Annotated in this window: 22 protein-coding genes and 1 tRNA gene; 9 read left to right on the top strand and 14 right to left on the bottom strand. The window is 65.9% G+C overall.

All coding sequences use genetic code 11. The features are described 5' to 3' along the window. Positions 1-2: 2 nt before the first annotated feature. The gene (locus ACGGKE_RS04690) at positions 3-926 is read right to left on the bottom strand and encodes a LysR family transcriptional regulator (protein ID WP_394440477.1); all 924 of its coding nucleotides are present in this window, start codon (positions 924-926) and stop codon (positions 3-5) included. Positions 927-1,058: 132 nt separating this feature from the next. Between ACGGKE_RS04690 and ACGGKE_RS04685 the strand changes: the two genes are divergently transcribed. The 5 genes from ACGGKE_RS04685 (at position 1,059) to alaS (ending at position 8,432) form a co-directional block, all read left to right on the top strand. Continuing rightward, complete coding sequence (locus ACGGKE_RS04685; RefSeq protein ID WP_394440475.1) at positions 1,059-3,170, top strand: malate synthase G; 2,112 nt, start codon at positions 1,059-1,061, stop codon at positions 3,168-3,170. A 73-nt stretch (positions 3,171-3,243) separates the two neighbouring features. Next, on the top strand, positions 3,244-3,870 hold the full coding sequence (locus tag ACGGKE_RS04680) for a glutathione S-transferase family protein (RefSeq protein WP_394440473.1): 627 nt from the start codon (positions 3,244-3,246) through the stop codon (positions 3,868-3,870). Then, complete coding sequence (locus ACGGKE_RS04675) at positions 3,863-5,116, top strand: M24 family metallopeptidase (RefSeq protein ID WP_394440471.1); 1,254 nt, start codon at positions 3,863-3,865, stop codon at positions 5,114-5,116. Before ACGGKE_RS04680 ends, ACGGKE_RS04675 begins: the two co-directional genes overlap by 8 nt. 99 nt (positions 5,117-5,215) lie before the next feature. After that, positions 5,216-5,695, top strand: a complete 480-nt coding sequence (locus ACGGKE_RS04670; protein ID WP_394440469.1) for a PilZ domain-containing protein — start codon at positions 5,216-5,218, stop codon at positions 5,693-5,695. 82 nt (positions 5,696-5,777) lie between these two features. Beyond that, positions 5,778-8,432 carry an alanine--tRNA ligase gene (gene alaS / locus ACGGKE_RS04665; protein ID WP_394440467.1) on the top strand — a complete coding sequence of 885 codons (2,655 nt, stop codon included), beginning with the start codon at positions 5,778-5,780 and terminating at the stop codon, positions 8,430-8,432. 59 nt (positions 8,433-8,491) lie between these two features. Here the strand turns inward: alaS and ACGGKE_RS04660 are convergent, their stop codons facing one another. Both ACGGKE_RS04660 and ACGGKE_RS04655 read right to left on the bottom strand, forming a co-directional pair. Then, a complete protein-coding gene (locus tag ACGGKE_RS04660) occupies positions 8,492-9,214 on the bottom strand; it encodes a GIN domain-containing protein (RefSeq protein WP_394440465.1) in 723 nt (240 codons plus the stop codon). Further along, the gene (locus ACGGKE_RS04655; RefSeq protein ID WP_394440463.1) at positions 9,166-9,909 is read right to left on the bottom strand and encodes a head GIN domain-containing protein; all 744 of its coding nucleotides are present in this window, start codon (positions 9,907-9,909) and stop codon (positions 9,166-9,168) included. Before ACGGKE_RS04655 ends, ACGGKE_RS04660 begins: the two co-directional genes overlap by 49 nt. A 114-nt stretch (positions 9,910-10,023) precedes the next feature. Here ACGGKE_RS04655 and ACGGKE_RS04650 point away from each other — a divergent pair, with 114 nt between their 5' ends. Continuing rightward, a complete protein-coding gene (locus ACGGKE_RS04650) occupies positions 10,024-11,625 on the top strand; it encodes a M28 family metallopeptidase (protein WP_394440461.1) in 1,602 nt (533 codons plus the stop codon). 41 nt (positions 11,626-11,666) lie between these two features. On the opposite strand, the gene ACGGKE_RS04645 is transcribed toward ACGGKE_RS04650, so the two are convergent. Beyond that, positions 11,667-12,725, bottom strand: coding sequence for a hypothetical protein (locus ACGGKE_RS04645; RefSeq protein ID WP_394440459.1), 1,059 nt, complete (start codon positions 12,723-12,725; stop codon positions 11,667-11,669). A 136-nt stretch (positions 12,726-12,861) separates the two neighbouring features. Between ACGGKE_RS04645 and ACGGKE_RS04640 the strand changes: the two genes are divergently transcribed. After that, the gene (locus tag ACGGKE_RS04640) at positions 12,862-13,794 is read left to right on the top strand and encodes a nitronate monooxygenase family protein (protein ID WP_228166677.1); all 933 of its coding nucleotides are present in this window, start codon (positions 12,862-12,864) and stop codon (positions 13,792-13,794) included. On the opposite strand, the gene ACGGKE_RS04635 is transcribed toward ACGGKE_RS04640, so the two are convergent. Then, the gene (locus ACGGKE_RS04635) at positions 13,784-14,698 is read right to left on the bottom strand and encodes an alpha/beta fold hydrolase (protein WP_394440457.1); all 915 of its coding nucleotides are present in this window, start codon (positions 14,696-14,698) and stop codon (positions 13,784-13,786) included. The genes ACGGKE_RS04640 and ACGGKE_RS04635 overlap by 11 nt on opposite strands. Positions 14,699-14,850: 152 nt before the next feature. Beyond that, on the bottom strand, positions 14,851-16,812 hold the full coding sequence (locus ACGGKE_RS04630; protein ID WP_394440455.1) for a PAS domain S-box protein: 1,962 nt from the start codon (positions 16,810-16,812) through the stop codon (positions 14,851-14,853). A gap of 168 nt (positions 16,813-16,980) precedes the next feature. Between ACGGKE_RS04630 and ACGGKE_RS04625 the strand changes: the two genes are divergently transcribed. Both ACGGKE_RS04625 and ACGGKE_RS04620 read left to right on the top strand, forming a co-directional pair. After that, entirely contained in the window at positions 16,981-17,889 is a 909-nt protein-coding gene (locus ACGGKE_RS04625) for a sugar kinase (protein WP_394441728.1), read from the top strand. Between the two features lie 47 nt (positions 17,890-17,936). Further along, positions 17,937-18,010: transfer RNA gene (locus ACGGKE_RS04620), tRNA-Gly, on the top strand. 11 nt (positions 18,011-18,021) lie between these two features. Here the strand turns inward: ACGGKE_RS04620 and ACGGKE_RS04615 are convergent. The 8 genes from ACGGKE_RS04615 to cyoA form a co-directional block, all read right to left on the bottom strand. Continuing rightward, positions 18,022-19,053, bottom strand: coding sequence for an alpha/beta hydrolase family esterase (locus tag ACGGKE_RS04615; RefSeq protein WP_394440453.1), 1,032 nt, complete (start codon positions 19,051-19,053; stop codon positions 18,022-18,024). Between the two features lie 71 nt (positions 19,054-19,124). Beyond that, positions 19,125-19,658 carry a response regulator transcription factor gene (locus tag ACGGKE_RS04610; protein ID WP_317515399.1) on the bottom strand — a complete coding sequence of 178 codons (534 nt, stop codon included), beginning with the start codon at positions 19,656-19,658 and terminating at the stop codon, positions 19,125-19,127. After that, positions 19,648-20,973, bottom strand: coding sequence for an ATP-binding protein (locus ACGGKE_RS04605; protein WP_394440450.1), 1,326 nt, complete (start codon positions 20,971-20,973; stop codon positions 19,648-19,650). The genes ACGGKE_RS04610 and ACGGKE_RS04605 overlap by 11 nt, the downstream gene beginning before the upstream one ends. Then, positions 20,970-21,698: an SURF1 family protein gene (locus tag ACGGKE_RS04600; protein ID WP_394440448.1), complete on the bottom strand. Its 729-nt coding sequence runs from the start codon at positions 21,696-21,698 to the stop codon at positions 20,970-20,972. Before ACGGKE_RS04600 ends, ACGGKE_RS04605 begins: the two co-directional genes overlap by 4 nt. After that, entirely contained in the window at positions 21,695-22,141 is a 447-nt protein-coding gene (gene cyoD, locus ACGGKE_RS04595) for a cytochrome o ubiquinol oxidase subunit IV (protein ID WP_394440446.1), read from the bottom strand. Before cyoD ends, ACGGKE_RS04600 begins: the two co-directional genes overlap by 4 nt. Continuing rightward, positions 22,138-22,740, bottom strand: a complete 603-nt coding sequence (cyoC, locus tag ACGGKE_RS04590; protein WP_394440444.1) for a cytochrome o ubiquinol oxidase subunit III — start codon at positions 22,738-22,740, stop codon at positions 22,138-22,140. The genes cyoD and cyoC overlap by 4 nt, the downstream gene beginning before the upstream one ends. A gap of 32 nt (positions 22,741-22,772) precedes the next feature. Beyond that, positions 22,773-24,773 carry a cytochrome o ubiquinol oxidase subunit I gene (gene cyoB / locus ACGGKE_RS04585; RefSeq protein WP_394440442.1) on the bottom strand — a complete coding sequence of 667 codons (2,001 nt, stop codon included), beginning with the start codon at positions 24,771-24,773 and terminating at the stop codon, positions 22,773-22,775. A 5-nt stretch (positions 24,774-24,778) separates the two neighbouring features. Then, on the bottom strand, positions 24,779-25,906 hold the full coding sequence (cyoA, locus tag ACGGKE_RS04580) for a ubiquinol oxidase subunit II (protein WP_394440440.1): 1,128 nt from the start codon (positions 25,904-25,906) through the stop codon (positions 24,779-24,781). Between the last annotated feature and the right edge of the window lie 110 nt (positions 25,907-26,016).

Genomic DNA, 26,016 nt, shown 5'->3' with positions numbered 1-26,016 from the left:
CCTTAGTGGCTTGGTTCCGCTAGGGCAATGGCCGAACGCTCCCAGGGGGGAACAGGCGCATAGAGGCCGGCCAGAAAATCGATGAACACGCGCATCGTGCGCGGCAGATTGTCCTGCGGCAGCCATAGCGCGAACAGGCCGACATCCGCCGATCCCTGATGGTCCGGCAGGATCTGACGCACATGCCCGGCGGCCAGCGCGTCGCTGACGTCCCACAGCGATCGCAGCGCGATGCCCGCGCCCGACAGGCACAGTTCGCGCACCATTTCGCTGCTGTTGGTGCGCACGATGCTGCGGCCGTCCACCTGCACGGGGCCGCGCGGTCCGACCAGCCGCCACGGCAATTGCCCGTCGGCGGCGAGCAGGCGATGCCGGCGCAGGTCGGACAGGCGCGCGGGCGCGCCATGGCGGGCCAGATAGTCCGGCGCGGCGCACAGGATGCGGCGATTGTCCGCCAGCCGCCGCGCGCCCAGGCTTCTCCCCGGATCGGCGGCGATGCGGATGGCGATGTCGACCCGCGCGTCGATCAGGTCGACATAGTCGTCGCTGAGGTCGATGCTTAGGTCGACCTGCGGGTGGGCGTCGAGGAAGCGGTGCAGATGCGGCGCCAGGTGCATGCGGCCAAAGGAGGTGGGCGCGGTCACGCGCAGCGGCCCCGCGGCGATCGCCGCCGCTCCGGTCACGCGCCGCTCCGCCTCGTCCAGCGCGGCCAATATGCCGCGCAGGTCGGCATGCAGCCGCTCGCCCGCCGGCGTCAGCGCCAGCCTGCGCGTCGTGCGATGCACCAGCTTCGCGCCCAGCCGTTCCTCCAGCCGGGACAGGCGCTTCGACATCATCGCCGGCGAAATATGCAGACGCCGCCCGGCCGCCGCCAACCCGCCTTCATCCACTACCGTTACGAACAGTTCATGGTCGGCATCCATCATATTCGTTCACCACAGGAATGACTATGTTCGCATAATAGCGTCTATACGGCATAATGTTAATCGCCTACATAGGCGTCGATGCCGTCATCCGCGCTGGCGCGAAACAGACGGGGTGATGGTGGGAGATGCTGAATGACCGACCGCATGATCGACAAGTCCGGCCTGAAAGTCGCGGCGCCGCTCGCCGATTTCATCGACACGCGCGCCTTGCCGGGCACCGGGATCGCACCCGATGCCTTCTGGGCGGGCACAGCCGCGATCCTGGCGCGCTTCGCGCCGGAGAATGCCGCCCTGCTGCGCAAGCGCGATACGCTGCAGGCGCAGATCGACAGCTGGCATGAACAGCGCCGGGGCCAGCCCCATGACGCCGCCGCCTATCAGCAGTTGCTGCGCGACATCGGCTATCTGGTCGCCGAACCTGCGCCCTTCGCCATCGCCAGCACCCATGTCGATGACGAAGTCGCGCGGCTTGCCGGCCCGCAGCTGGTCGTGCCGATCCTCAACGCCCGCTTCCTGCTCAACGCCGCCAATGCGCGCTGGGGCAGCCTTTACGATGCGCTCTACGGCACCGACGCGATCCCCGGCGCGGCGGCGGGGAAGGGCTATGACCCGCAGCGCGGCGCGCAGGTCATCGCCTGGGCCAAGGCCTTCCTGGACGATGCCATCCCGCTGGCGAGCGGCAGCTGGGCAGACCTGTCGAGCGACGACATCCGCCTCGCCGATCCGTCGCAGTTCGTCGGGACGAGCGAGAAGGGCAAGCTCTTCCGCCACAATGGCCTGCATATCGAGATCCTGTTCGATCGGGACCATCCCATCGGCGCGGCCGATCCCGCGGGTATTGCCGACGTCATCCTCGAATCCGCGCTCACCACCATCTGCGACCTGGAGGATTCGGTCGCCGCGGTCGATGCGGCGGATAAGGTCGCGGCCTATGCCAACTGGCTCGGCATGATGCGGGGCGATCTTACCGATACGTTCGAAAAGGGCGGGGCCATGATGACTCGCGCGCTCAACCCGGATCGCGCCTACACCGCGCCCGACGGCAGCGCCTTCGCCTTGCCCGGCCGCAGCCTGCTCTTCGTCCGCAATGTCGGCCATCTGATGACCACGCCGGCCGTGCGCTTGCCGAACGGGGACGAAGCGCCCGAAGGGCTGATCGACGGCATCGTCACGAGCCTGATCGCGCTCCACGACATCCATGGCCGCAACGCCAACAGCCGCGCCGGCAGCGTCTATATCGTCAAGCCCAAGATGCACGGGCCGGACGAAGTCGCCTTCACCGACCGGCTGTTCGACGCGATCGAAGATATGCTGGGCATGGCGCGCCACACCATCAAGGTCGGCGTCATGGACGAGGAACGTCGCACGTCGGCCAATCTCGCCGCCTGCATTCATGCGGTGAAGGACCGCATCGTCTTCATCAATACCGGCTTCCTCGACCGCACCGGCGACGAGATGCACACGTCGATGCAGGCCGGCCCGATGATCCGCAAGGGCGAGATGAAGACGAGCGACTGGATCACCGCCTATGAGGATCGCAACGTCCAGATCGGCCTCGCCTGCGGCCTCAGCGGCAGGGCGCAGATCGGCAAGGGCATGTGGGCCGCGCCCGATCGCATGGCCGACATGCTCGAACAGAAATCGGGCCATCCCCGAAGCGGCGCCAATACCGCCTGGGTTCCCTCGCCCACGGCCGCGACGCTGCACGCCACTCATTATCATCGCATCGACGTGTTTGCGCGCCAGCAGGAGCGACAGGCGGAGGGCATCGCCCCGCTCGCCGCCTTGCTGACCATCCCCGCCGCTGTCGGCCGCAACTTTTCCGAAGAGGAAATCGCGCAGGAACTGGACAATAACGCCCAGGGCATCCTCGGCTATGTCGTGCGCTGGGTCGATCAGGGCGTGGGCTGCTCCAAGGTGCCAGACATTCACGACATCGGCCTGATGGAGGATCGCGCGACGCTGCGTATCTCCTCGCAGCATATGGCTAACTGGCTGCTGCACGGGGTCTGCACGGCGGATCAGGTCGATGCCGCGCTGCGCCGCATGGCGGCAAAGGTCGATGCCCAGAATGCGGGCGATCCGCTCTATCAGCCGATGAGCGGCCGCGAGGAGGCAAGCCTTGCCTTCCAGGCCGCGCGCGCGCTCGTGTTCGATGGCGTCGCTCAGCCCAGCGGCTATACCGAACCGCTCCTCCACGCTTTCCGCGCCAGGAAGAAGGCGGAAGCGCTGGAGATGGCCTGACGGCCTTCTTCTCCAACTTGGCAAGCCTGCCGGGCTGCGTTAGCCCTCGCCGGCAGGCAGCCTGGGAGGCATCATGACCATCATCGTCCATCATCTGAACAACAGCCGGTCGCAACGCATCCTCTGGCTGCTGGAGGAACTGGGCGAACCTTATGAGGTCCGCCGCTATGAACGCGATCGCAAGACGATGCGCGCGCCCGCCTCGCTGCGCGCCGTCCACCCGCTCGGCCGCTCCCCGGTGGTGGAGGTCGACGGCCATCGCCTGATCGAGACCGGCGCGATCATGGACTATCTCGTGGCCCGCGCCGGCAACCAGTTTGGCCCGCCCGCCGATGCGCAGGGCGCGATCCGCTATCGCCAGTTCCTCCATTATGCCGAAGGGTCGATGATGCCGCCGCTGCTGGCGCTGCTCGTCGTCGGCAAGCTCGGCCTGTTGGGCCGTCCCGCCCGGCCCACCGTGCAGCGGATGCTCGACGATCATCTCGACTGGCTCGAAAGCGAACTGGCGAGCCGCCCCTATTTCGCCGGCGACGCCTTTACGGCCGCCGACATGATGATGAGCTTCCCGCTGGAAGCGTCGCGTTCGCGCGGCGGTCTGGACCAGAGCCGGCCCAGCCTGATCCGCTGGCTCGACGACATGCATGCGCGCCCCGCCTATCAGGCGGCGCTGGCGGCGGGAGGCCCCTACGCCTATGCGTGATCGGCGCAGCATCCTGCACATGGCTGCTGTCGGCTTCGCTGTCGGCGTCGTCAGTCCGCGCCTCTTCGCGCAGGAGCGAGCGGCCGAAGCCCTGCGCCCGCTCACCGGCGGCGTCACGCCGATCGGCAAGGCCGAACGCGCCGATCGCCTCCGGCGCGCGCAAGCGATGATGCAGCGGGAGGGGATCGACGCGCTGCTGGTCGAACCGGGGGCGACCCTGATTTACTATAGCGGCATACGCTGGCACCGGTCGGAGCGTCTGACCGCCGCTGTCATTCCCGCAAGCGGCGCGCCGCTCATCATCTGCCCCTTCTTCGAAAAGCCCTCGATCGACGAATCGCTGGCCATCCCTGCCGACGTGCGCGTCTGGCAGGAGCATGAAAGCCCCTATGCCCTTATCGCCGACTTCCTGACTACCAAGGGTCTTGCCAAGGGCCGCATCGCGATCGAGGAAAGCGTTCGCTACTTCGCCGTCGATGGCCTCCAGGCTGCGCTGCCCGCGGCGACGCTGGTGCGTGATCCGGTCACGCGCGCCTTGCGGATGCGCAAGACGGCGGCGGAAATCGCCCTGATGCAGGCGGCGGCGGACGTCACCATGGCCGCCTATCGCTGGACCTATCCGCAGGTGAAGGCGGGCATGATCCCGGCCGACATCGGCGCGCTGATGAGCGCGGCGACTCAGCAGCTGGGCGGCAAGGTCGAATTCAACCTGGTGCTGCTGGGCGAGGCGGCCGCCTATCCGCATGGATCGGGCAAGCCGCAGGCGGTGCGGGCCGGCGAGGTGGTGTTGATGGACTGCGGCTGCACGGTGGAGGATTATCAGTCCGACATCAGCCGCAGCTGGATTCACGATGCGACGCCAACGCCGCAGCAGCGCGCCGTCTGGAACGACGTGGCGCGGGGCCAGGCGATCGCGATCGAAGCGGCGCGTCTGGGCGTCCCGGCGGGCGCGGTCGACGATGCGGTGCGCGCCTTCTACGAACAGCGCGGCTACGGCCCGGGCTACACGCTGCCGGGCCTTTCCCACCGCACCGGCCATGGCATCGGTATGGAGGGGCATGAGCCGGTCAACCTCGTCCATGGCGAGACGACGCGGCTGGACGTCGGCATGTGCTTCTCCAACGAACCCGGCCTCTATCTGCCGGGCGTCATGGGCATGCGCATGGAGGACTGTTTCCACATGACCCCGCAAGGCCCCGCCTGGTTCTCCCACCCACCCGCCTCGATCGAGGCGCCGATCGGGTGAGCTTATCGGCAAATAGCTGGTTTTCCTAAAGTTTCGCCGCGATCTGTCGTTATTCAAGCAACTTGGCCGGCGCAGCGCTGGAAACTTTGGGATATTGGCATGAAGGAGCGTGAGCCGCGTATATCGACGTCCGTGCCAGCGCGCGTGCGGCTTGGCGACGGCTGGTTCGACGTGACCATCATGAACGTTTCGCTGCACGGCATGATGCTGCGGGTGGCCAACCCGCCTCGCCGCGGGAGCTATATCGAAGTACGCCGTGCATCGCAGGTCGTCATCGGGCGTGTCGTGTGGAGCAAGAGCGGGCAATGCGGCATACGGGCCCAGGACATGATCGACACCATGGCCCTGACCGGCGCGTCAGCGATCGCTGCACCCAAATGGACGCCGGGCGACCCGGATCGGCGCGCTGCGGAGCGTCGCACCATCGAACACAGCAGCGCGCGTAGCCAGAAGATTGCGCGTCAGCTTCAGTTCATGGTCGTCGTCGCCTTCCTGGTCCTTGCCGCCGGCATGATCTTGCAGTTGCTGAAAGCCACTTTCGAGGCAGCGCTCAGCCAGGTGACTCAAGCTCTTCTGTAGCGGCCGATCAGCGGGATGGACCGATCACATAGGACGAAAAGCGCCGCTTGTGCGGCGGACCGCTTGGCACTAAATCGCCCCCATGACTTCGACCAACGACATTCGCCGCTCCTTCCTCGACTATTTCGGGGGCAACGGCCACACCATCGTTCCCTCGGCGCCGCTGGTGCCGCACAACGACCCGACGCTGATGTTCGTCAACGCCGGCATGGTGCCGTTCAAGAATGTCTTCACCGGGCTCGAAACCCGTCCTTACCAGACCGCGACGTCGAGCCAGAAATGCGTGCGCGCCGGCGGCAAGCATAACGACCTCGACAATGTCGGCTATACCGCGCGGCACCATACCTTCTTCGAAATGCTGGGCAATTTCAGCTTCGGCGACTATTTCAAGGAACAGGCGATCACCCATGCCTGGACCCTGCTGACCAAGGAATGGGGGCTGCCGGCGGACCGGCTGACCGCGACCGTCTATCATACCGATGACGAAGCGTTTGAGCTGTGGAAGAAGATCGCCGGGCTTCCCGAACACCGCATCATCCGCATCCCGACCAAGGATAATTTCTGGGCGATGGGCGACAGCGGTCCGTGCGGGCCTTGCTCGGAAATCTTCTACGATCATGGCGACCATATCTGGGGCGGCCCGCCCGGATCGCCGGAGGAGGATGGCGATCGCTTCGTCGAAATCTGGAACCTCGTCTTCATGCAATATGAGCAGGAAGCGAACGAGATCGTCGGCGAATTGCCCAAGCCCAGCATCGACACCGGCATGGGGCTGGAGCGCATCGCCGCGGTGATGCAGGGCGTCACCGACAATTATGATACCGACACGTTCAGGGCGCTGATCGCCGAAAGCGGCGCGCTCAGCAGGACCGCGACCGATGGCGCGCACAAGGCGAGCCACCGCGTGATCGCGGATCATCTGCGCTCGGCCGGCTTCCTGATCGCGGACGGCGTTCTGCCCGCCAATGAGGGGCGCGGCTATGTGCTGCGCCGGATCATGCGCCGCGCCATGCGTCATGCGCATATCATCGGGGCGAAGGAGCCTCTGATGTATCGCCTGGTCTCCAGCCTCGTGTCAGAAATGGGCGGCGCCTATCCCGAACTGGTCCGCGCCCAGCCGCTGATCGAGGAGACGCTGCTGCGCGAGGAGACACGCTTCCGCAAGACGCTGGAAAATGGCCTGCGGCTGCTGGACGAGGCGACAGTCGATCTCGGCGAAGGCGGCACGCTGCCGGGCGAAACCGCGTTCAAGCTCTATGACACCTATGGCTTCCCCTACGACCTTACCGAAGACGCGCTGCGCTCGCGCGGCTTGACCGTCGACCGCGCCGGCTTCGACGCCGCCATGGCCGAACAGAAGGCAGCGGCGCGCGCCGCGTGGAAGGGGTCGGGCGAGAAGGCGTCGGACGAAATCTGGTTCGATATCGCCGAAAAGGCCGGCAACACCGAATTCATCGGCTACAGCTCGACACAGGGCGAGGGCGAGGTTCTGGCCATCGTCAAGGACGGTGTGAACTTCGACAGCGCGACGGCTGGCGAGACGGTGACAATCGTCACCAACCAGACGCCTTTTTACGGAGAAAGCGGCGGTCAGATGGGCGACGCGGGCCGGATCACGACGCAGGGCGGCTTTGTCGCCCTGGTCGATGACACGGCCAAGCCGCTCGGCCGTGTTCATGCCCATCATGCGACGGTCGAGGCGGGCAGCATCAAGGTCGGCGACACGGTGCATATGATCGTCGATGTCGATCGCCGCGATCGCATCCGCGCCAACCACAGCGCCACCCATTTGCTGCACGCCGCGCTGCGCAAGGAACTGGGCGCGCATGTGACGCAGAAGGGCAGTCTGGTCGCGCCGGACCGGCTGCGGTTCGACTTTTCGCATCCCGAAGCGCTCACCCATGCGCAGATCGCCGCGATCGAGGCGGATGTGAATGCGCAGGTTCGCCATAATGAGGAGGTCACGACCCGCCTTATGACTCCGGACGATGCCGTCGCCGCGGGCGCCATGGCGCTGTTCGGCGAGAAATATGGCGATGAGGTCCGCGTCCTGTCGATGGGCAGGGGCGACGACGCTCATTATTCCGTCGAACTGTGCGGCGGCACGCACGTCCGCGCCACCGGCGACATCGCCCTGTTCAAGATCGTGTCGGAAAGCGCAGTCTCCTCGGGCGTGCGCCGGATCGAGGCGCTGACTGGCGAGGCTGCCCGCTTGTGGTTGGTGGAGCGCGACGACAAGCTGCGCCAGACCGCCGCGGCGCTCAAGACCACGCCGGAGGACGTGCCCGCGCGCATCGCCGCGCTGGTCGAGCAGAGCCGCAAGCTGGAGCGGGAGCTGGCCGAAGCGAAGAAGGCGCTGGCGCTTGGCGGCGGCGGCGCGGCCCAGGCCGCCGGGCCGGAGAAGGTCGGCAACATCGATTTCTTGGGGCAAGTCATCGACGGCCTTGATCCCAAGGAATTGCGCGGCATCGTCGATCAGAACAAGGCGACGCTGGGCAGCGGCGTGTCGGCCGTGCTCGCCGTGGTCGACGGCCGCGCCAGCATCGCCGTCGGCGTGACCGACGATCTCAAGAGCAGCATCAGCGCCGTCGATCTGGTTCGCGCGGGCGTGGAAGCGCTCGGCGGCAAGGGCGGCGGCGGCCGGCCCGACATGGCGCAGGGCGGCGGGCCCGATGGCGACAAGGCGCAGGCCGCGCTCGACGCCGTCAAGGCTGCGCTGGCAAGCGTCCCGGCGTAAAGACGGGCCATGGCGGTGGATACCGCCATGATGCTGGTGAGGCCGCTATCGGCGCGGGCTCAATAGGCCTCGCCGCCGCACAGCACCCGGCCGGTGCCGCGATGGTCCACGATGCAAGCGGCCTTGCCCGCCACGATCACGTCGCCTGATCCGCTGGCGACGACCCGCGCGTTGACCTCCGCCGTCAGCGCGACATTGCCGGGGCCGTCATTGCCGATCTCCGCCTGCCGTGCCCGCAAGGCTTCGGCGGCGACCGCTCCGGGACCTGTCACATGAATAGTGGCGACGCCGGTCCGCCCGGCCAAAGTCGCGCGGCCGCCGCCGGCCAGCATCAGGTCGATGCGGTCGAGTTGAACGTCGCCGACGGCTATGTCGCCATTGCCCCCCAGGACGATCTGGCCGCGCAGGCCCTTCAGCCGGTCGATGCTGATCGACCCGCCGCCCGTCAGCATCACGCGGTCGAGCATCCCCGTCGACACGCGCACGATCGCAGTGCCGCCGCCCTTTTCGCCCGAGCGCAGCCGGTCGGCGGTGATGCTGAGCGTGCGCCCGGATACATCGACATGCAGCCGGTCGAGCATGGCCTGGTCCCCCTCGGCGCGCGCCGAGGGGCCCTGCCCGGTGACCAGCGTGACGGTGACGGGCGCATCGACGCGGATGCTGTCGAAGCTGGTGATGGTGAAGCCGCGCGTTGCCGCGGCGGCGGGCGACGCCATCGCCAGACCGGCGAGGATCAGGGTGCGCAGTGCGCCTCGCCGGGGCCTACGCCTGTGGTCGTGCATTGCGCCTTGCCTTTCACCGTTACGTCGCCGGGCCCCATGATGCTAATAGCGACCCGGCCGTCGGATGCGAAGTCGATGTCGCCCGCGCCCAGGATCGACACGTCGGCGCTGCCGACCTTCAGCGCCTCCGCGTCAATATCACCGGCGCCCGTGATGGACAGCTTCGCCGTATCGGCCGTGCCCGCGATCCTGACCGATCCCGCGCCAGTGATATCGGTGGTCAGCGACTTGAGCTTCACCGTGCGGACGCGGAAATCGCCCGCGCCGGTCAGCGAGAGGGCGAGGCTGTCGCCCTCCGCCTTGTCCAGATCGAAGTCGCCGGCGCCGGTCAGGTCCGCGCCGCTGATCGCCGGCATGGTCACATGCACGGTCGCGCTGTGATCATTGCTGTCATCGTCCCAGTTCCACTTGGACTTGCGGCCGATCACCAGCTTGCCGTCCTTGACCTGGATGTCGAGATCCGCGACCGCGTCGGCATTGCCTTGCGCCTTGACCGAGAAGTCCGGCGCGATGGTCACGGCGACATGGTCCGGACCCGTCGCCTCGATCGCGGAGAAGTCGCGAAGGGACGACCAGTCCTGCGCCGTCCGTGCGACTTCGTCCGCAACCGGGGATTCATCGGTGCGCGAGCAGGCGCTGGTCGACAGCAGCAGGCTCGCCGTGGCCAGAGCAAGAAAGGGGAGGGACCGGGACATCACAATCTCCTGATGTGTATTGCTAATACAATACACAAGATGGTGGGGGTTCCAAGCCTCTTGTTCGTCGCACCATATCGATCATGATAGATGATTGAAAAAGCGGAGTCTCCCATGAAGCGCCTGTCTGTCACGCTGCCCTTCGTCGCGCTGCTGCTGGGGCCCGCCGGCGTGGGCGCCCAGGCGGATCCGCAGATGGACGCGGACGGCGCCCGCTGGTGGCGTCATGTGCAGGCGATCGCCAATGACGGCATGGAGGGGCGGGGCACCGGCACGCCGGGCTATGACCGCGCGGCGGAATATGTGATCGGGCAGTTCCGGGCGCTCGGGCTCAAGCCCATGGGTGTCGATGGCTACAAGCAGCCGGTCGCCTTCGTCGAGCAGGTGGTGCAATCGGACCGGAGCAGCGCCACGCTGGTCGGGCCGCAGGGGCAGACACCCTTGTCGGTGCCGGGGGACCTCATCTTTTCGGGCAGCGGCGGCCCCGTTCCCGCAGCGATGGATGCGCCGCTGGTCTTCGCCGGCTACGGCCTGCATCTGCCGGAGGCGGGACATGATGATTTTGCGGGCCTGGACCTCAAGGGGAAGATCGTGGTGGTCCTGTCGGGCGGCCCCGCGAACATCTCGGGCGCGCTCAAATCTCATGCCCGGTCGGAGCGCGCCAAATATCTGGCATCGCAAGGGGCCGTCGGCCTCATCAACCTGGTCACGCCGGCGCAGGTCGAAATCCCGTGGAAGCGGCGCGTCGACTTGGCTGGCGCGCCGTCGCTCTATTATGCCGATGCGGCGCTGCGCGAAAGCGATCGTCCCTTCCTCACCGCGCAACTCGACCCGGCCCGTTCGTCGCTGTTGTTCGTAGGATCGGGCCATGACTTTGCGGCGGTTGCGGCAGCGGCCGATGCTTCCGCGCCGGTTGCGAACTTTCCTCTGGCGCAGCGCCTCAAGGCCCGGGTCGAAGCGATGCGGCGGGACCTGTCCTCGCCCAATCTTATCGCCGTGATGCCGGGCAGCGATCCCAGCCTCCGCGATGAATATGTCGTTCTGTCCGCGCATCTGGACGGCTACGGCATCGGCACGGCGGTCAAGGGCGATGCCATCTACAACGGCGCCTTCGACAATGCCTCGGGCGTGGCGAGCCTGCTGGAAATCGGCCGCGCGCTGCAGGCCGCCAAGGTGAAGCCCAAGCGCTCCATCCTCTTCGCCATCGTCACGGCGGAGGAGAAGGGGCTGCTCGGCTCCCGCTATTTCGCGCGGCGTCCGACCGTGCCCGCAGCCGCCATGGTGGCCGATCTCAATTTCGACATGGCGCTGCCGATCTTTCCGCTGACCAGCGTGACGCCCATCGGCTATGACCAGAGTTCGCTGGGGCAGGATGCGGCGGCGGTCAGCGCGGCGATGAACCTGCCGATCACGCCCGATCCTTTCCCCGATCGCAACGTCTTCATTCGATCGGACCAATATGCCTTCATCCGCGAAGGCATTCCGGCGCTCTTCTTCAAATATGGCTTCAAGGCGAATAGCCCGGAGGCGGTCACCGAAAAGGCGTGGCGCGCCAATCTCTACCACTCGCCATTCGACGATCTGGATCAGCCCGTGATGCCGGCGGAGACGGCCAGGCTCAACGCCTATGTGACGGCCGTCACCTTGCGGGTGGCCAATGCGCCGACACGGCCGCAATGGAATGCGGACAGTTTCTTCAAACGTTTCGCCAAATGAATTGGGGTGCGGAAGGCATTGCGCCTCCGCCCCCCTTTGGATCAGGCAGCTGCCCGGTCGAGATAGGGCAGACGCTGCGTCAGCGACGGAGGCAGGCCGTTGACGATCAGGGCCCGCGCCTGGTGCCAGAGCGCGGACAGCAGCAGCAGCGCCGACCCGATGACCAGGCTGGTGAGCGCCCAGGACAGTTCGACCGCGCCCGCCTGGCGGAACAGGGCGTAGAGGGCGAAGAGCACATAGGCCAGGCTGGACACCAGCAGCGCGCGGCGGTCGATGGCGAGCGCTACCAGCCCGAAGGCGATGTAGAGGGCCACGACCAGCAGGGCGCGCCCGCCGCCAATCTCGTCGCCGTTCAGCACGCCCAGCAGGTGAAAGAGCGAATGCGCGATCATCGGCGCGGCGGCGAGGTGCAGCCAGAAGGCGACGTCGGAGCGGCGCGTCAGCCGCGCCCGATCGGTCATGTCCCAGCGCATCGCCAGCAGGAAGATGGCCAGGCCCGACGCCAGGAGCAGCACGAAGGGCAGCGTGTCATTGTCGGGAAAGGCGGCGAGCACCAGCCCAGCCAGAACGCCGGCCGCGGCGGCTGCGCCGGCCGCGACGGTGATCGGCACCATGAAGCGCCGCCAGTGCAGCGCCGCGCCGATCGCGCCGACGGCCGCCGCGCCCGACAGGATCAGCGATGCGGCGCGATCGCCGGCGTCGGGCCAGATCTGCGCGCCCAGCGCGCACGCCGCGAAGGCGATGCCGCCCACGAAACCGCAGAGCAGCAGGATGGACGGGAGCGCCATGCGACGCTGGCGCGTGAAATATTCGGCTAGGCCCCAACTGGCGGCGGCGACCAGCAGGCCGGACATGAAGGCGGGATGATGTTCGGGTGCGCCGAATCGAAGGCTGTTGCCCAGCCAGCCGAGCGCGATCAGCAGGATGACGCTGGCGATGGCGACGAAAATATCGTTGAAGCCGGTCAGCAGCCGGAAATGTTCTTCGTCCACCGCGCTGGTCGCCCGCGACCGCGCGACATGGTCGCGCAGCGCCTGCGCTGCTTGCGGCGAGAGGACTCCGGCCGTTACGGCATCCTGCAAATCGCTTTCGCTATACATGGCTCATGCTCCCATCAGGGTCAGGTGCGGCCATGCTATCACCGCTGTATTATTACATCAATACAGTTGTTTTTCGGCTTTTTCTGCGGCTTTGACGATGTTAGCGCGGGACGAATTATAAGAGAGGACGCTGTTCATGACCCTGCCGCCGCTGCTTCGCGATCGTCTGTCGCTGCCGCTGATCGGCTCGCCGATGTTCATCATCTCGCAGCCCGATCTGGTCATCGCCCAGTGCCGCAGCGGCATCGTCGGCGCCTTTCCTTCACTCAACGCGCGTCCGTCGGGCATGTTCGAACGCTGGCTGCAGCAATTGGGGGAGGCGTTGACCGAGCAGGACGCGCCCTTTGCGGTCAACCTGATCGTCCATCGCACCAACACGCGGCTGGAGGAGGATCTGGAGCTTTGCGTGCGCTACCGCGTGCCGATCGTGATCACCTCGCTCGGCGCGCGTGAGGATGTGAACCAGGCGATCCACAGCTATGGCGGCATCGTCCTGCACGACGTCATCAACAATATGTTCGCCAGGAAGGCGGTGGAGAAGGGCGCGGACGGCCTGATCGCCGTGGCGGCCGGAGCGGGCGGCCATGCCGGCACGCTCTCGCCCTTCGCGCTCGTCCAGGAAATCCGCCAGTGGTTCGACGGCCCGCTCGCCCTGTCGGGCGCCATCGCCACGGGCCGGGCGATCGCCGCCGCGCGCATGATGGGCGCTGATCTGGGCTATATGGGCACGCCCTTCATCGCCACGCAGGAGGCGAATGCCGAAGCCGCCTACAAGCAGATGATCGTCGATGGCAGCGCGGCCGACATCGTCTATTCCGACGTCTTCACCGGCGTGCTTGGCAATTATCTGCGGCCCAGCATCGTTGCGGCGGGGCTGGACCCCGATGCGCTGCCCAAGGCCAAGGACATGGATTTCGCGAGCCTGACAGGCGGCGAAAAGAAGGCCTGGCGCGATGTCTGGGGCGCGGGCCAGGGGATCGGCGCGATCGCGAAGGTCCAGCCTGCCGCCGATTTCATCGCGGGACTGAAGGCGCAGTATCGCGCCGCGGTGGAGGGCTTTACGGCCTGACGCCGGCCACTGCGCTCGGCGCTGCCGCGGGCTGCAGGAAGGCGCGCAGTTCCGCCACGAAGCGATCGAACTGATCGTGGTGCAGCCAATGGCCGGCATCGTCGAACTCGACCAGATGGGCGTCGCGGAAATGCGCCATGCGCCCGTCCTTGGCGGGGTTGGAGGCCCAGCTGTTTCGGCCGAGGCACAGCAGGGTCGGGCAAACGATGCGCTTCCAGAATTCGGGCAGCTCCGCATCCGACGCCGCTTCGGGCGCAGTTCCCTTGAGATAGGGGTCGAATTTCCAGCTGTAGCTGCCATCCTCGTTGCGGTTCACGTCATGCTGGGTCAGGTGCATCGCCTGTTCGAGCGAAAGCGCTTCGTTGCGCTCGCGCATCCGGCCGACGGCTGCCTCGATCGTCGGATAGGAGCGGGGCGTGCGCCGGGCCCGGTTGCGGCGACCGCTGATCCAGTCGCGCCAGATGTCGGGCGCCGCCCGGTCCGCCTGTTGCCACAGGCTGTCGGGTGATCGCCCCAGCCCTTCGATCGCCACGATCTTCTGCACCTTCTCGGGATACAGGCCGGCGAAGCGCAGGCTGATCGACCCGCCGAGCGAATGGCCGACGATTGTTACCGGCGCGCGATCGAGCAGGTCGACCAGCAGCGTCAGGTCATAGACGAAATGGGCGATCGGATAAGCGCCGGTCAGGGACCAGGCGCTGTCGCCATGGCCGCGCAGGTCGGGCGTGATGACATGATAGTCCTGCGCCAGCGCGCGCGCCGTCCAGTCCCAGCTGCGGGCATGATCGAAGCCGCCATGGACCAGGATCAGCAGCGGCGCGGACGGATTACCCCAGTCGAGATAGTGAAGGCGCGTCCGCAGCGAGGTGAAGAAATGCGAGGTAGGGGTCGGAACGGGCGGCATGTCCAGGGTCCTGCGATAACGGGCTGCGCTGTCGCCAATCCATTGGCCAGCCCGTTCCTTCTTGCAAGCGCGAATGGGCAAATGCCCGTCTTTTCCGCGATTTCGCATTTCTTGGCGGCAGATTTATTGCTCTGCGATGAGGGAATGCGCGGCTAGAGCCGGTCGACGGGCGGCGAGAAATAGATCATCCCGTTCTGGCGCGATGGCGCGCGCACGCTGTTCACGGCGCGGGCCAGTTCGGCCTGGCGGAACGGCTTGTCCAGCCGCGGGCGGCTGCTGGCGTGGGGCGGCAATTCCGCAAAGCCGGTGATGATGATGACCGGCAGGCCCGGATGGGCTTCCTCGATCGCGTCGGCCAGTTGCGCGCCGGTCATGCCAGGCATGGCATGATCCGTCACCACCATATCGACACGGGACTGTTGCAGCATGCGCAGGGCGTCGGTCGCGCTGCCGGCCTGGAAGACGGTATGACCCAGATCCTCCAGCATGCCCGCCGTGTTCATCAACACCAGATTATCATCGTCCACCGCCAGGATGACCAGCGGCGTTTCCGCTTCTTCCGCCGAGTGCATGTCGCTGTCGAACGCATCTTCCGGCGCGTGCTGCGACACCGGCAGCCACAGCGAGACGGTAGTGCCCAGGCCGACCACGCTTTCGATCGTCAACGCCCCGCCGCATTGTTCGGCAAAGCCGTGAACCATCGACAGGCCCAGGCCCGTACCCTTGCCCACGCCCTTGGTCGTGAAAAAGGGTTCGCCCGCGCGTTCCAGCGTCGCTTCGTCCATGCCCTCGCCATCGTCGACCACCGACAGCTTGACATAGGCGCCAGCGCCGAGGCCTGGCAATGCGCCTTCCGCGGTGAGCATCTCGCTCGCTTCGATGATGATGCGGCCGCCCTCCGGCATGGCGTCGCGGGCGTTAACGGCCAGGTTCAGCAGCGCCAGTTCCAGTTGCGCAGGGTCGGCATAAGCGGGCGGAAGGTTGCCGGGGAAGAGCGTGTCGATAGTCACGCTCGGCCCGATCGTGCTCTGCAGCATGTCGGCCATGCCCTGCACCAGCCCCAAGCAATCGACGCTTTGCAGCTTCAGTTCCTGCCGGCGCGCAAAGGCCAGCATGCGCTGGGTGAGCGTCGCGCCCCGCTCGGCCGCGGCCATGGCGTTGTCGAGGAAGCGCTCCACTTCGCCCCCGCTGGCGAGGCGCATGCGCGCCAGGTCCAGGCTGCCGACGATCACCGCCAGCAGATTGTTGAAATCATGCGCCACCCCGCCGGTCAGCTTGCCGATGGCGTCCATCTTCTGCGCCTGCATGATGGCGATGCGCGCATCCTCCAGCGCCTGTTGCGATTCGCGCCTTTCGGTCAGGTCGCGCGTGACCTTGGCGAAGCCGATCAGCTTGCCGGTGGAATCGCGGATCGCATCGATGACCGCATTGGCCCAGAATCGCGTCCCATCCTTGCGGATGCGCCAGCCTTCCGATTCATAGCGCCCGTCGCGCTCCGCGCCGTGCAGCGCGCGCGAGGGCAGGCCGGCGATCCGGTCCTCCTCGGTATAGAAGCGGGCGAAATTCTCGCCCAATATCTCCTCGGCCTTATAGCCCTTGGCTCGTTCCGCGCCGCTGTTCCAGCTGGTGATCGTGCCGACCGGATCGAGCATGTAGATCGCATAGTCGGTGACGCTTTCCACCAGCAGGCGGAACCGTTCCTCGCTCTTGCGCAGCGCTTCCTGCGCCGCGCGGCGATCGGTCAGGTCGCGCGTGACCTTGGCGAAGCCGATAAGCTGGCCGGACGGATCGCGAATCGGGTCGATCACAACATTGGCCCAGAAATGCGTGCCATCCTTGCGCACGCGCCAGCCTTCCGCTTCGAAGCGGCCCTCCTGCTTTGCGGTGGCAAGCGCGAGCGCAGGGATGCCGGCGGCTTGATCCTGCGGCGTATAGAAGCGGGAGAAATGCTCGCCGATAATCTCTGTGGCCTCATAGCCCTTGAACCGGCGTGCGCCCGCGTTCCAGCTGACGATCTGGCCGTCTAGATCCAGCATGAAGATCGCATAGTCGGTAACGCTCTGGACCAGGAGCTCGAAGCGATTGCCGCTATAGTCCGACGAAGCAGTAGTCATCCATTCCCCGATCAGCCCCGCCGATATGTGGCACGAGCCCTTTTGCTACCGCAAAACGCCGCCGGATCGGGATCGTTCCAGATCATGCGGCGGATCGAGACGACTTGACTTGCGCGACGGCTCTGCCCACCACGCGACCGACAGTCAGGAGCAGGATGGGGCATGGGCATGGGGCCAGACGCGACGATTACGGTCATTGGTGAAGCGATGCTGGAACTCAGCCGGGGGGCGGGCGACAGCTGGAACCTGCGTTATGGCGGCGACGTGATTAACACGGCGGTGCATCTGGCGCGCTTCGGCGACACGGTGCGGTTGGCGAGCGCCCTGGGATCGGACCCGATGAGTGCGGACCTCCGGGCCCAATGGCAAGCCGAGGGCGTGGACACCAGCCTGGTGCTGGCGGCGACTGACCGTCTGCCGGGCCTCTACGCGATCGAGACCGACGCCACGGGCGAGCGGACATTCCATTATTGGCGCAGCGAGGCGGCGGCGCGGCGCATGTTTGCGCTGCCCGACAGCGACGCTCTGATTGCCGGCGCCGCACAGTCGGACCTGCTCTATTTCTCTCTGATCACGCTGGCGATCCTGCCGGACGAGGGTCGCGAGGCCTTGCTGGCCTTGTGCGATCAGGTGCGGGGGAGGGGCGGACGGGTGGCGTTCGACGGCAATTATCGCGCGCGCCTCTGGACGGACGCCGCAACGGCGCGGCACTGGCGCGACCGGGCGATCGCTCTTTGCGACATGGGCCTGCCGACGCTGGCGGATGAGGTCGAGATGGGCGAGGCGGACGACGCGGCCGATGCCGCCGCACGCTGGGGTGCAGGGCAGGGGCGGGAAATCATCGTCAAGCTGGGCGGCGAAGGCTGCCTGGTCGGCGATCAGGTGGTCGCACCGCCACGCCGCATCGACGTGGTGGATTCGAGCGGCGCCGGCGACGCCTTCAACGCCGGCTATCTCCATGCGCGGCTGGCCGGCGCATCGCCACAGGAAGCTGCGCTGTCGGGTCATCGCCTCGCCGGGTGGAACATCGGCCACCGCGGCGCAATCCCTGCCAGGGATGCCGACGCGCCCTATTAAGCGCCGTTGACAGCGTCCGGCGGCTGCGCCATGGACGCTGGCGCCGTGCGGGTGTAGCTCAATGGTAGAGCAGCAGCTTCCCAAGCTGACGACGGGGGTTCGATTCCCCTCACCCGCTCCACGCCTTTCCGATCAGCTATGCCGTCGCCGGGCGAGGAAGAAGCGCAGCATTTCACGCGAGGCGTCGGGGCCTCCCGGGTCAGTGTGGGAGGCCATGGGACTGCCCCCGGACCAGCTATGGCCGCTGCCGTGGATGGTCCAGTCCTCCAGCAGCACCGTTCCCAACCGATCCTGATAGACGCGCCGGCTGAAGTCGCGCCCGCCATCGGACTTGCCGGGAAGGGATCGCAGCGTCAGCGGCCCCATGCCGGCGCGCTCCAGATTGTGGAGGAAGCCGCCGGCATTGGAGGGGTGGACGACCTTGTCCTGGTCGCCATGAAAGACGATGGTGGGCAATTGGCGCGGCAGCCTGGCGGTGGGCATGGCGCCCGCTTTTCCCTGCATCGCGGCCAGCGCGGCGCGCAGCGACCGAATGTCCCCGCGCGGAACGCCCGAATGCACGCCCACCGCAACGAACAGATCGGGATAGGCCGCGCCGACGATCGCCGCCATCGCGCCCCCGGCCGAAATGCCGGCGATGTAGACGCGCGTCCGGTTGGCGTTGCACAGGGTGACGACATGACGGGTGAGGGCGGCGATCATGCCTGCCTCGCCGCTGCCCCGACCTTGATTTTCGGGCGCATGCCAGTTCCAGCAGCGCGCGAAATTGGCCTTTTGCGACTGTTCGGGATAAAGGACGAGGAAGCCCAGTTCGTCGGCCAGGCGGTTCATCCGCGTGCCGATCGCGAAATCCTCGGCAGTCTGGGTGCAGCCATGCAGCATCACCACCAGCGGCAGGCGGCGGCGCGTCGAGCCCGTCGGCGTGTAGAGCCGGTAGGCGAGCGCGCCATGGCGGCCATCATGCCGTTCGCTGATGAAGCTGCCCGCCGCGGGGCGTGTCGGCTTGTAGCGCGCGCCGGCGGCGCGCGGCGCCTTGGCGCGCTTGCGCGCGGGCTTGGGGAACGGCGGCGTCAGCAGGTCCTGGAATGCGAGCGCGGCCGACAGGGGGTGCCGCTTCTTCACCAGTCTTCTGGCCTTGCGCCACGTCTTCAGCAAATCGGTCATGCCGTGCCCCCCATCATGCCCATTGGCATGTTGCGACTAACGTTGCCGGGCGGACAATGATCCTTGGCCCTTCAGCCCACTTGTCGCTTGGCGAGCTTGCGGGCGAGGGTGCGGCGGTGCATCCCCAGTCGGCGCGCGGCCTCCGAAATGTTAAATTCGCTGTCCTTGAGCACTTCGTGAATATGCTCCCATTCCAGCGTCTTGATGCTGGTGGGACGAGGCGCGAGCGGCGCGTCCGGGTTGCCGCCCGATCGCGCGAAGGCTGCCTCGATATCGTCGGTGTTCGACGGTTTCGCGAGGTAATGAGTCGCGCCGAGCTTGATCGCCTCGACCGCAGTGGCGATGCTGGCGAAGCCAGTCAGAACGACGATGAGCATGGCCGGATCGTGCGCGTGCAGCGCCTGGACGCAGGCCAGGCCCGACTGCGGGCCGAGCTTCAGATCCACGACCGCAAAGCCCGGCCGGTGGCTGCCAAGCAGGGCGGTGACCGTTTCCAGACTGTCGGCGAGCAGCACGTCATAGCCGCGCCGCTCGAACGAGCGCTTGAGCGTGCGGGCGAAGCCCTCGTCATCCTCGACGATCAGAAGCTGCTTCTCATGCGCCATCGTTCACCTCCTCCAGCGCCAGGGTGGCGAACGGCAGGCGCAGCTGGATCATTGCGCCGCCATCCGCGCCATTGCTGGCGTCGACGCGCCCGCCCAATTTGCGCACCACATTCACCACCAGGAACAGGCCCAGCCCACTGCCCTGCCGATCCTTGCTCGACCGATAGGGCTTGCCGAAATCGACCAGCATGTCCGGGCTGAAACCCCGGCCATTGTCCCGGACCGCGATGTGCAGCCACTCCCGGTCGCGACTAACCATCAGGTTGATGTAGGTGGCGCCGGCTTCCCGCGCATTGTCGAGCAAATTGGTCACCGCCTGGCGAATGACCGGATCGGCGATGATGCGAGGATATTCATGCGGGCCGAAGTCGCAGCGCAGCGGCATGTCGGGATTGGCCCCGCGCCAATCCTGCGCGATGCCGTCGATGAAGCTGCGCACGTCGGTGACGGTGGGCGCTTCGCCGCGCGCTTCGCCGGCGGACAGGAGAATGCCGCTCAATATGCCCTTGCAGCGGCTGACCGCCGCCTGCATCTCGACGACTTCCTCGACCAGGACGGGATGGCGGGTCACTTCGGGCATGTGCCGCCAGTCGCCCAGCACCACCGCCAGCTGCGCAAGCGGCGTGCCCAGCTCATGCGCCGCACCCGACGCCAGTAGCCCCATGCGCACGATATGCTCCTCCTCGGCCGCATGCTGGCGCAGCTGCGCCATATAGGTTTCGCGATCCTGCAGGTTGCGATTGATCCGGGTCATGAACAGGACCAGCAGCACCGCGATCATCACGAAGCAGATCCATGTGCCAACGATGTGCAGGTCGAACAATCGGCCTTCCAGCAACTCGCTGAGGTCGAGCGGGCGATAGGCAAAGGCCAGCGCCCCCGCGCAGATCGCGGAGACGGTGACGATGCCCCAGGCGCTCCAATGATGCAGCAGCATCGCCCCCAGCGCCACCTGCACCAGATAGAGCGAGATGAAAGGATTGGTCGCTCCGCCGCTGAGGTAGAGCTGCGTCGTCAGCGCGATCACGTCGAACAGCAGCGCCAGGAACAGCTCGGCATGGCTGATGTCGGTGCGGCCGCGCACGATCATCAGGCTGCCGATGTTCATGCCGATGGCGATGCAGGGCACCACCAGCATCGGCAGGACGGGCAGGCGGATGCCCATGCCGAAATGCACGATCAGGATGGTGGCGACCTGCCCGGCGATGGCGATCCAGCGCAGCTGGACCAGCAGCACCATATTCTTGCGCCCGGCGGCATCGGCCGGCCAGCGGCTGGGCAGCCAGCGCGCGCGGGTCGGCGCGGGCGCGGTCATGTCCGGCGGTCGGGGGCCGTCTGTCGCAGGACGATGATGTAGGCGCCCACGGTCATGATCGCCAGAGCGAACCAGGTGATCGCATATTGCAGGTGGTTATTGGGGAAGCGGATGACGGTAAGCCCGCCGATCGGCAGCCGGCTGCCCGACCGGGAGTCCGCCTGCGCGTCGATGAAATAGCTGGTGATGGCCGGCGCCAACCGGCGCGCGGCGGCGATGGCGGCGATGTCGCGCGAATACCAGCGGTCCGCCGCGGGATCATTGGCACGCAGGAAACCGCCGCCCGGCTCGGTCAGCCGCAACAGGCCGGTGACTCGTATTTGGCCCTGCGGCCGGTCAAAATCGGTCTTCGCCGCTGGCGGCACGAAGCCGCGGTTGACCAGCAGGACAGCGCCGCCTGGTTGCCGCAGAGGCGTGAGCACCCAATAACCAGCGCCATGGACCGTGGTCGCCTGCACCAGCGTGCTGTGGTCGTGCAGGAAGGTGCCGGTGGCGGTGACGCGGCGATATTCGTCATCGCGGGTGGCCCGGGCGGGGGCGGGAACCGGGGCTGCGTGGACGCGGGCATCGACGCGCGCGATCAGGTCGCGCTTCCAGCCGAGGCGCTGGACCTGCCAGGCGCCAAGGGCGCAGAAACCGGCGAACAGCAGAAGGGCGATCAGCGTCAGGCCGATCAGGAAGCCCGGGGAACGCCGGCGGCGCTCCCCGGTCTCGAAAGATGTCACGGCATCTCGCTCATGTCGTTGGACAGGCGCATTTCCTGCGTGGAGCCCATGTCCATTTCCATCTGCGGATGCGGCATCATGTTGGCGTTAAGGTGGTACATAACCCACATCGAACCCGACAGGACGATGACCACCAGCACGATCGTCAGCATCATCGCCATGAAGGACCAGCCGCCTTCGACGCGGCTGTTCATGTGCAGGAAGTAGATCATGTGGACGACCACCTGCACGGCGGCGAAGGCCAGAATGATGAAGGCCGTCAGCTGCGCGTCGGCCAGCGTGCCGGTCATCACCAGCCAGAAGGGAATGGCCGTCAGGATCACCGACAGGCTAAAACCTATCATATAGCTGCCGAAGCTGCCATGCGATCCTGCTTCATGATGGTCGTCATGATGATCATGCCCATGTCCATGGGCATCGTGGCTATGGACAGCGTCGCTCACCGCAGGACTCCCATCAGATAGACAAAGGTGAAGACGCCGATCCAGATGACGTCGAGGAAGTGCCAGAACATGGAGAGGCACATCAGCCGGCGCTTGTTCGCGGGGATGAGGCCCTTCTTCGCGACCTGCACCATCAGCGTCACCAGCCAGATCGAACCGAAGGTGACGTGCAAGCCGTGGGTGCCGACCAGCGTGAAGAAGGCCGATAGGAAGGCCGAGCGCGTCGGACCCGCTCCCTCGTGGATGAGGTGCGAGAATTCGTAGAGCTCGATGAAGAGGAAGGCGCCGCCGAACAGCAGGGTGACGAACAGCCAGCCCTGCGTCGCGCTGATCCGGTTCTTCTCCATCGCCAGCATGGCAAAGCCATAGGTGATGGACGAGAAGAGCAGCATCGCGGTGTTGAGCGCGATGAGGTTCAGGTCGAACAGGTCCTTGGGGCCCGGGCCGCCGGCATAGCTGCCGCCCAGCACGGCATAGGTGGCAAACAGGATGGCGAAGATGAGGCAGTCGCTCATCAGGTACATCCAGAAGCCCAGCATGGTGCTGTGGCCTTCATGGAGGTGCGGCTCCTCGGGCAGATGATAGGCCCGAGGTTCCATGGGCGCGTTTGCAGTTGCGCTGCTCATATGGGTCAGACTCCCGCCGCGAGGATGCGCGTGCGCTCTTCCTCGGTGCGCGTCACTTCCTCTACGGGGATGTAGAAGTCGCGCTTGTAGTTGAAGGTGTGGACGATCGCGACCGCGACGATACCGATGAAGCTGAAGCCCGCGAGCCACCAGATATACCAGATCAGCGCGAAGCCGCAGAGTGTCGACAGGGCGGCCAGAATGACGCCGGTGCCGGTGCTGCTGGGCATGTGGATCGCCTTGAAGCCGGTCAGCGGGCGCTGATAGCCGTTCTTCTTCATGTCCGCCCAGCTGTCGGCGTCATAGACGACCGGCGTGAAAGCGAAATTATATTCCGGCGGCGGCGAACTGGTCGCCCATTCGAGCGTGCGGCCATCCCAGGGATCGCCCTCGACCGCCAGTTCTTTGCGCTTCCAGATCGACCAGGCGAACTGGACGAGCATGGCGCCGATGCCGGCCGCGATGATCGCGGCGCCGATCGCGGCGACGACGAACCAGATCTGCAGCGACGGATCGTCGAACACGCGCATGCGGCGAGTGACGCCCATCAGGCCCAGCACATAGAGCGGGCCGAACGCCAGCCAGAAGCCGATATTCCAGCACCAGAAGCTGACCTTGCCCCAGAACTGGTTCAGCCGGAAGCCGAACGCCTTGGGCCACCAATAGTTGATCGCCGCGAACAGGCCGAACAGCACGCCGCCGATGATCACATTGTGGAAGTGCGCGATCAGGAACAGCGAATTGTGCAGCACGAAGTCCGCTGGGGGCACCGCGAGCAGCACGCCGGTCATGCCGCCGACCGTGAAGGTCAGCATGAAGGCGACCGCCCACATCATCGGCAGCTCGAACCGGATGCGGCCGCGATACATGGTGAAAAGCCAATTGAACAGCTTGGCGCCCGTCGGGATCGAGATGATCATCGTCGTGATGCCGAAGAAGCTGTTGACGCTGGCGCCCGAACCCATGGTGAAGAAGTGGTGCAGCCACACGAGGTAGGACAGCACCATGATGCAGCAGGTCGCGTAGACCATGGAGGTGTAGCCGAACAGGCGCTTGCTGCAGAAGGTCGACACGACTTCGGAGAAGACGCCGAACAGCGGCAGGATGAGGATATAGACTTCCGGGTGGCCCCAGATCCAGATCAGGTTCACGTACATCATCGGGTTGCCGCCGAAGTCGTTCGTGAAGAAGTTGGTGCCGACATAGCGGTCCAGCGAGAGCAGGACCAGGGTGGCAGTCAGGATCGGGAAGGATGCGACGATCAGGATGTTCGCGCAGAGCGATGTCCAGGTGAAGACGGGCATCTTCATCAGGCTCATGCCCGGCGCGCGCATCTTCACGATGGTCGCGATCAGGTTGATGCCGGACAAGGTCGTGCCGACGCCCGCCACCTGCAACGCCCAGATATAATAGTCGACCCCTGTCGCCGGGCTGTAGTCGATGCCAGACAGCGGCGGATAGGCAAGCCAGCCGGTCTGGGCGAATTCGCCCAGGAACAGCGAAGCCATCACCAGCACCGCGCCGCCCGTCGTCATCCAGAAGCTGAAATTGTTCAGGAACGGGAAGCTGACGTCGCGCGCGCCGATCTGCAGCGGGACGATATAGTTCATCAGGCCGGTGATGAACGGCATCGCCACGAAGAAGATCATGATCACGCCATGAGCGGTGAACACCTGGTCATAATGGTGCGCGTTCAGATAGCCTTCGGACCCATTGAAGGCCCAGGCCTGCTGCAGGCGCATCATGATGGCGTCAGCAAAGCCGCGCAGGAACATGATGAGGCCCAGCACCATGTACATGATGCCGATCTTCTTGTGATCGACGCTAGTGAACCATTCCTTCCAGAGATAGCCCCAAAGGCGGAAGTAGGTGAGGGCGCCGACGACCGCCGCGCCGCCCAGGACGACGGCGCAGAAGGTCGCGACGACGATGGGCTCATGCCATGGGAAGCTGTCCCATGTCAGACGACCGAAGATCATCTGCGTTGTTGTGAGTGTGCCAGTCATGGGCCTTACCGATGCTGCGCGTGCGCGTCAGCGCCGCTGGGGTTGGTGTGGTCGATCGCCGGTTCGTGGTGCGGACCGGGCGCGCCAGGGGCGTCGGGAGCGCTCTCCTGGCCTTTATTCTGGTCGCTCTGTTCGATCACATGGCTGTTAGGGAAGTCATATTGCAGCCCCTTCGTGTCATGCGCCGACTCCTTGCCCGCGCCGCCCATCATGTCGATGTGCATCAGCTCACCCATGCAGCGCTGGCCGGGCTTGGGGCAGAGGTTGACGACTGCGTCGAACAGCTTGGGATCGGTCGCGCCGAAATAGGCGACCGGGGCCTTCTCGCTCGGCTTCGCCAGCGCAAGATAGACGTTGCGGTCCAGCATCGTGCTGCTGGCCTTCACCCGCGCCGCCCAGGCGTCGAACGCGCCCTGGTCCATCGCCTTGTAGGCGAAGCGCATATGCGTGAAGCCCGCGCCCGAATAGTTGGCCGAAAAGCCGGTGCCGGTCGCGGCCTTGTTGGCGACGGCGTGCAACTGCGTCTTCATCCCCGGCATGGCGTAGATCTGGCCGGCGAGTTCGGGAACGTAGAAGCTGTTCATGACGGTCGAGGCGGTGATGTCGAAACGCACCGGCACATTGGTGGGCAGCGCCAGTTCGTTGACGGTCGCTACGCCCAGGTCGGGATAGATGAACAGCCATTTCCAGTCGAGCGCGACGACCTGGACCGTCAACGGCTTGACCTTCGGGTCAACCTTGGTTTCGGCATCGATCCGGTCGAGCGGGCGATAGGGGTCCAGCTTGTGCGTGCTCACCCAGGTCAGTGCGCCGAGCGCGATGATGATCAGCAGCGGCGCGGACCAGATCAGCAGCTCCAGCTTGGTGCTGTGATCCCAGTCCGGATCATAGTCCGCATCGGTCGCCTTGTTCGTGGCGCGGTAGCGCAGCGCGAAGAAGACCACCAGGGCCATGACGGGCAGGACGATGAGGAGCATCAGCGCGGTCGAGATCAGGATCAGATCGCGCTGCTGCACCGCAATATCGCCCGTCGGGTTCATCACGACCCAGTTGCAGCCCGCCAGCGGCGCTGCGAGGATCGGAGCGGACCAGCGCAAAAGCCTGATCCATTGAGGTGAGTGTGGCTGTGACATGGACGCGCGCCTACCTTGTCCGCAACGAGTCTGCCAGTGGGCAATTTGTCCGAACATGTGCAGACGCAAAAAATGTTAACGACGGGGGATACCGCTTAGACTCTATCAGT

It is taken from the genome of Sphingobium naphthae (assembly GCF_043589935.1).
In the GTDB taxonomy this organism is placed as follows: Bacteria; Pseudomonadota; Alphaproteobacteria; order Sphingomonadales; family Sphingomonadaceae; genus Sphingobium; species Sphingobium naphthae_A.
This window is presented reverse-complemented; position numbering and strand designations above follow the sequence as displayed.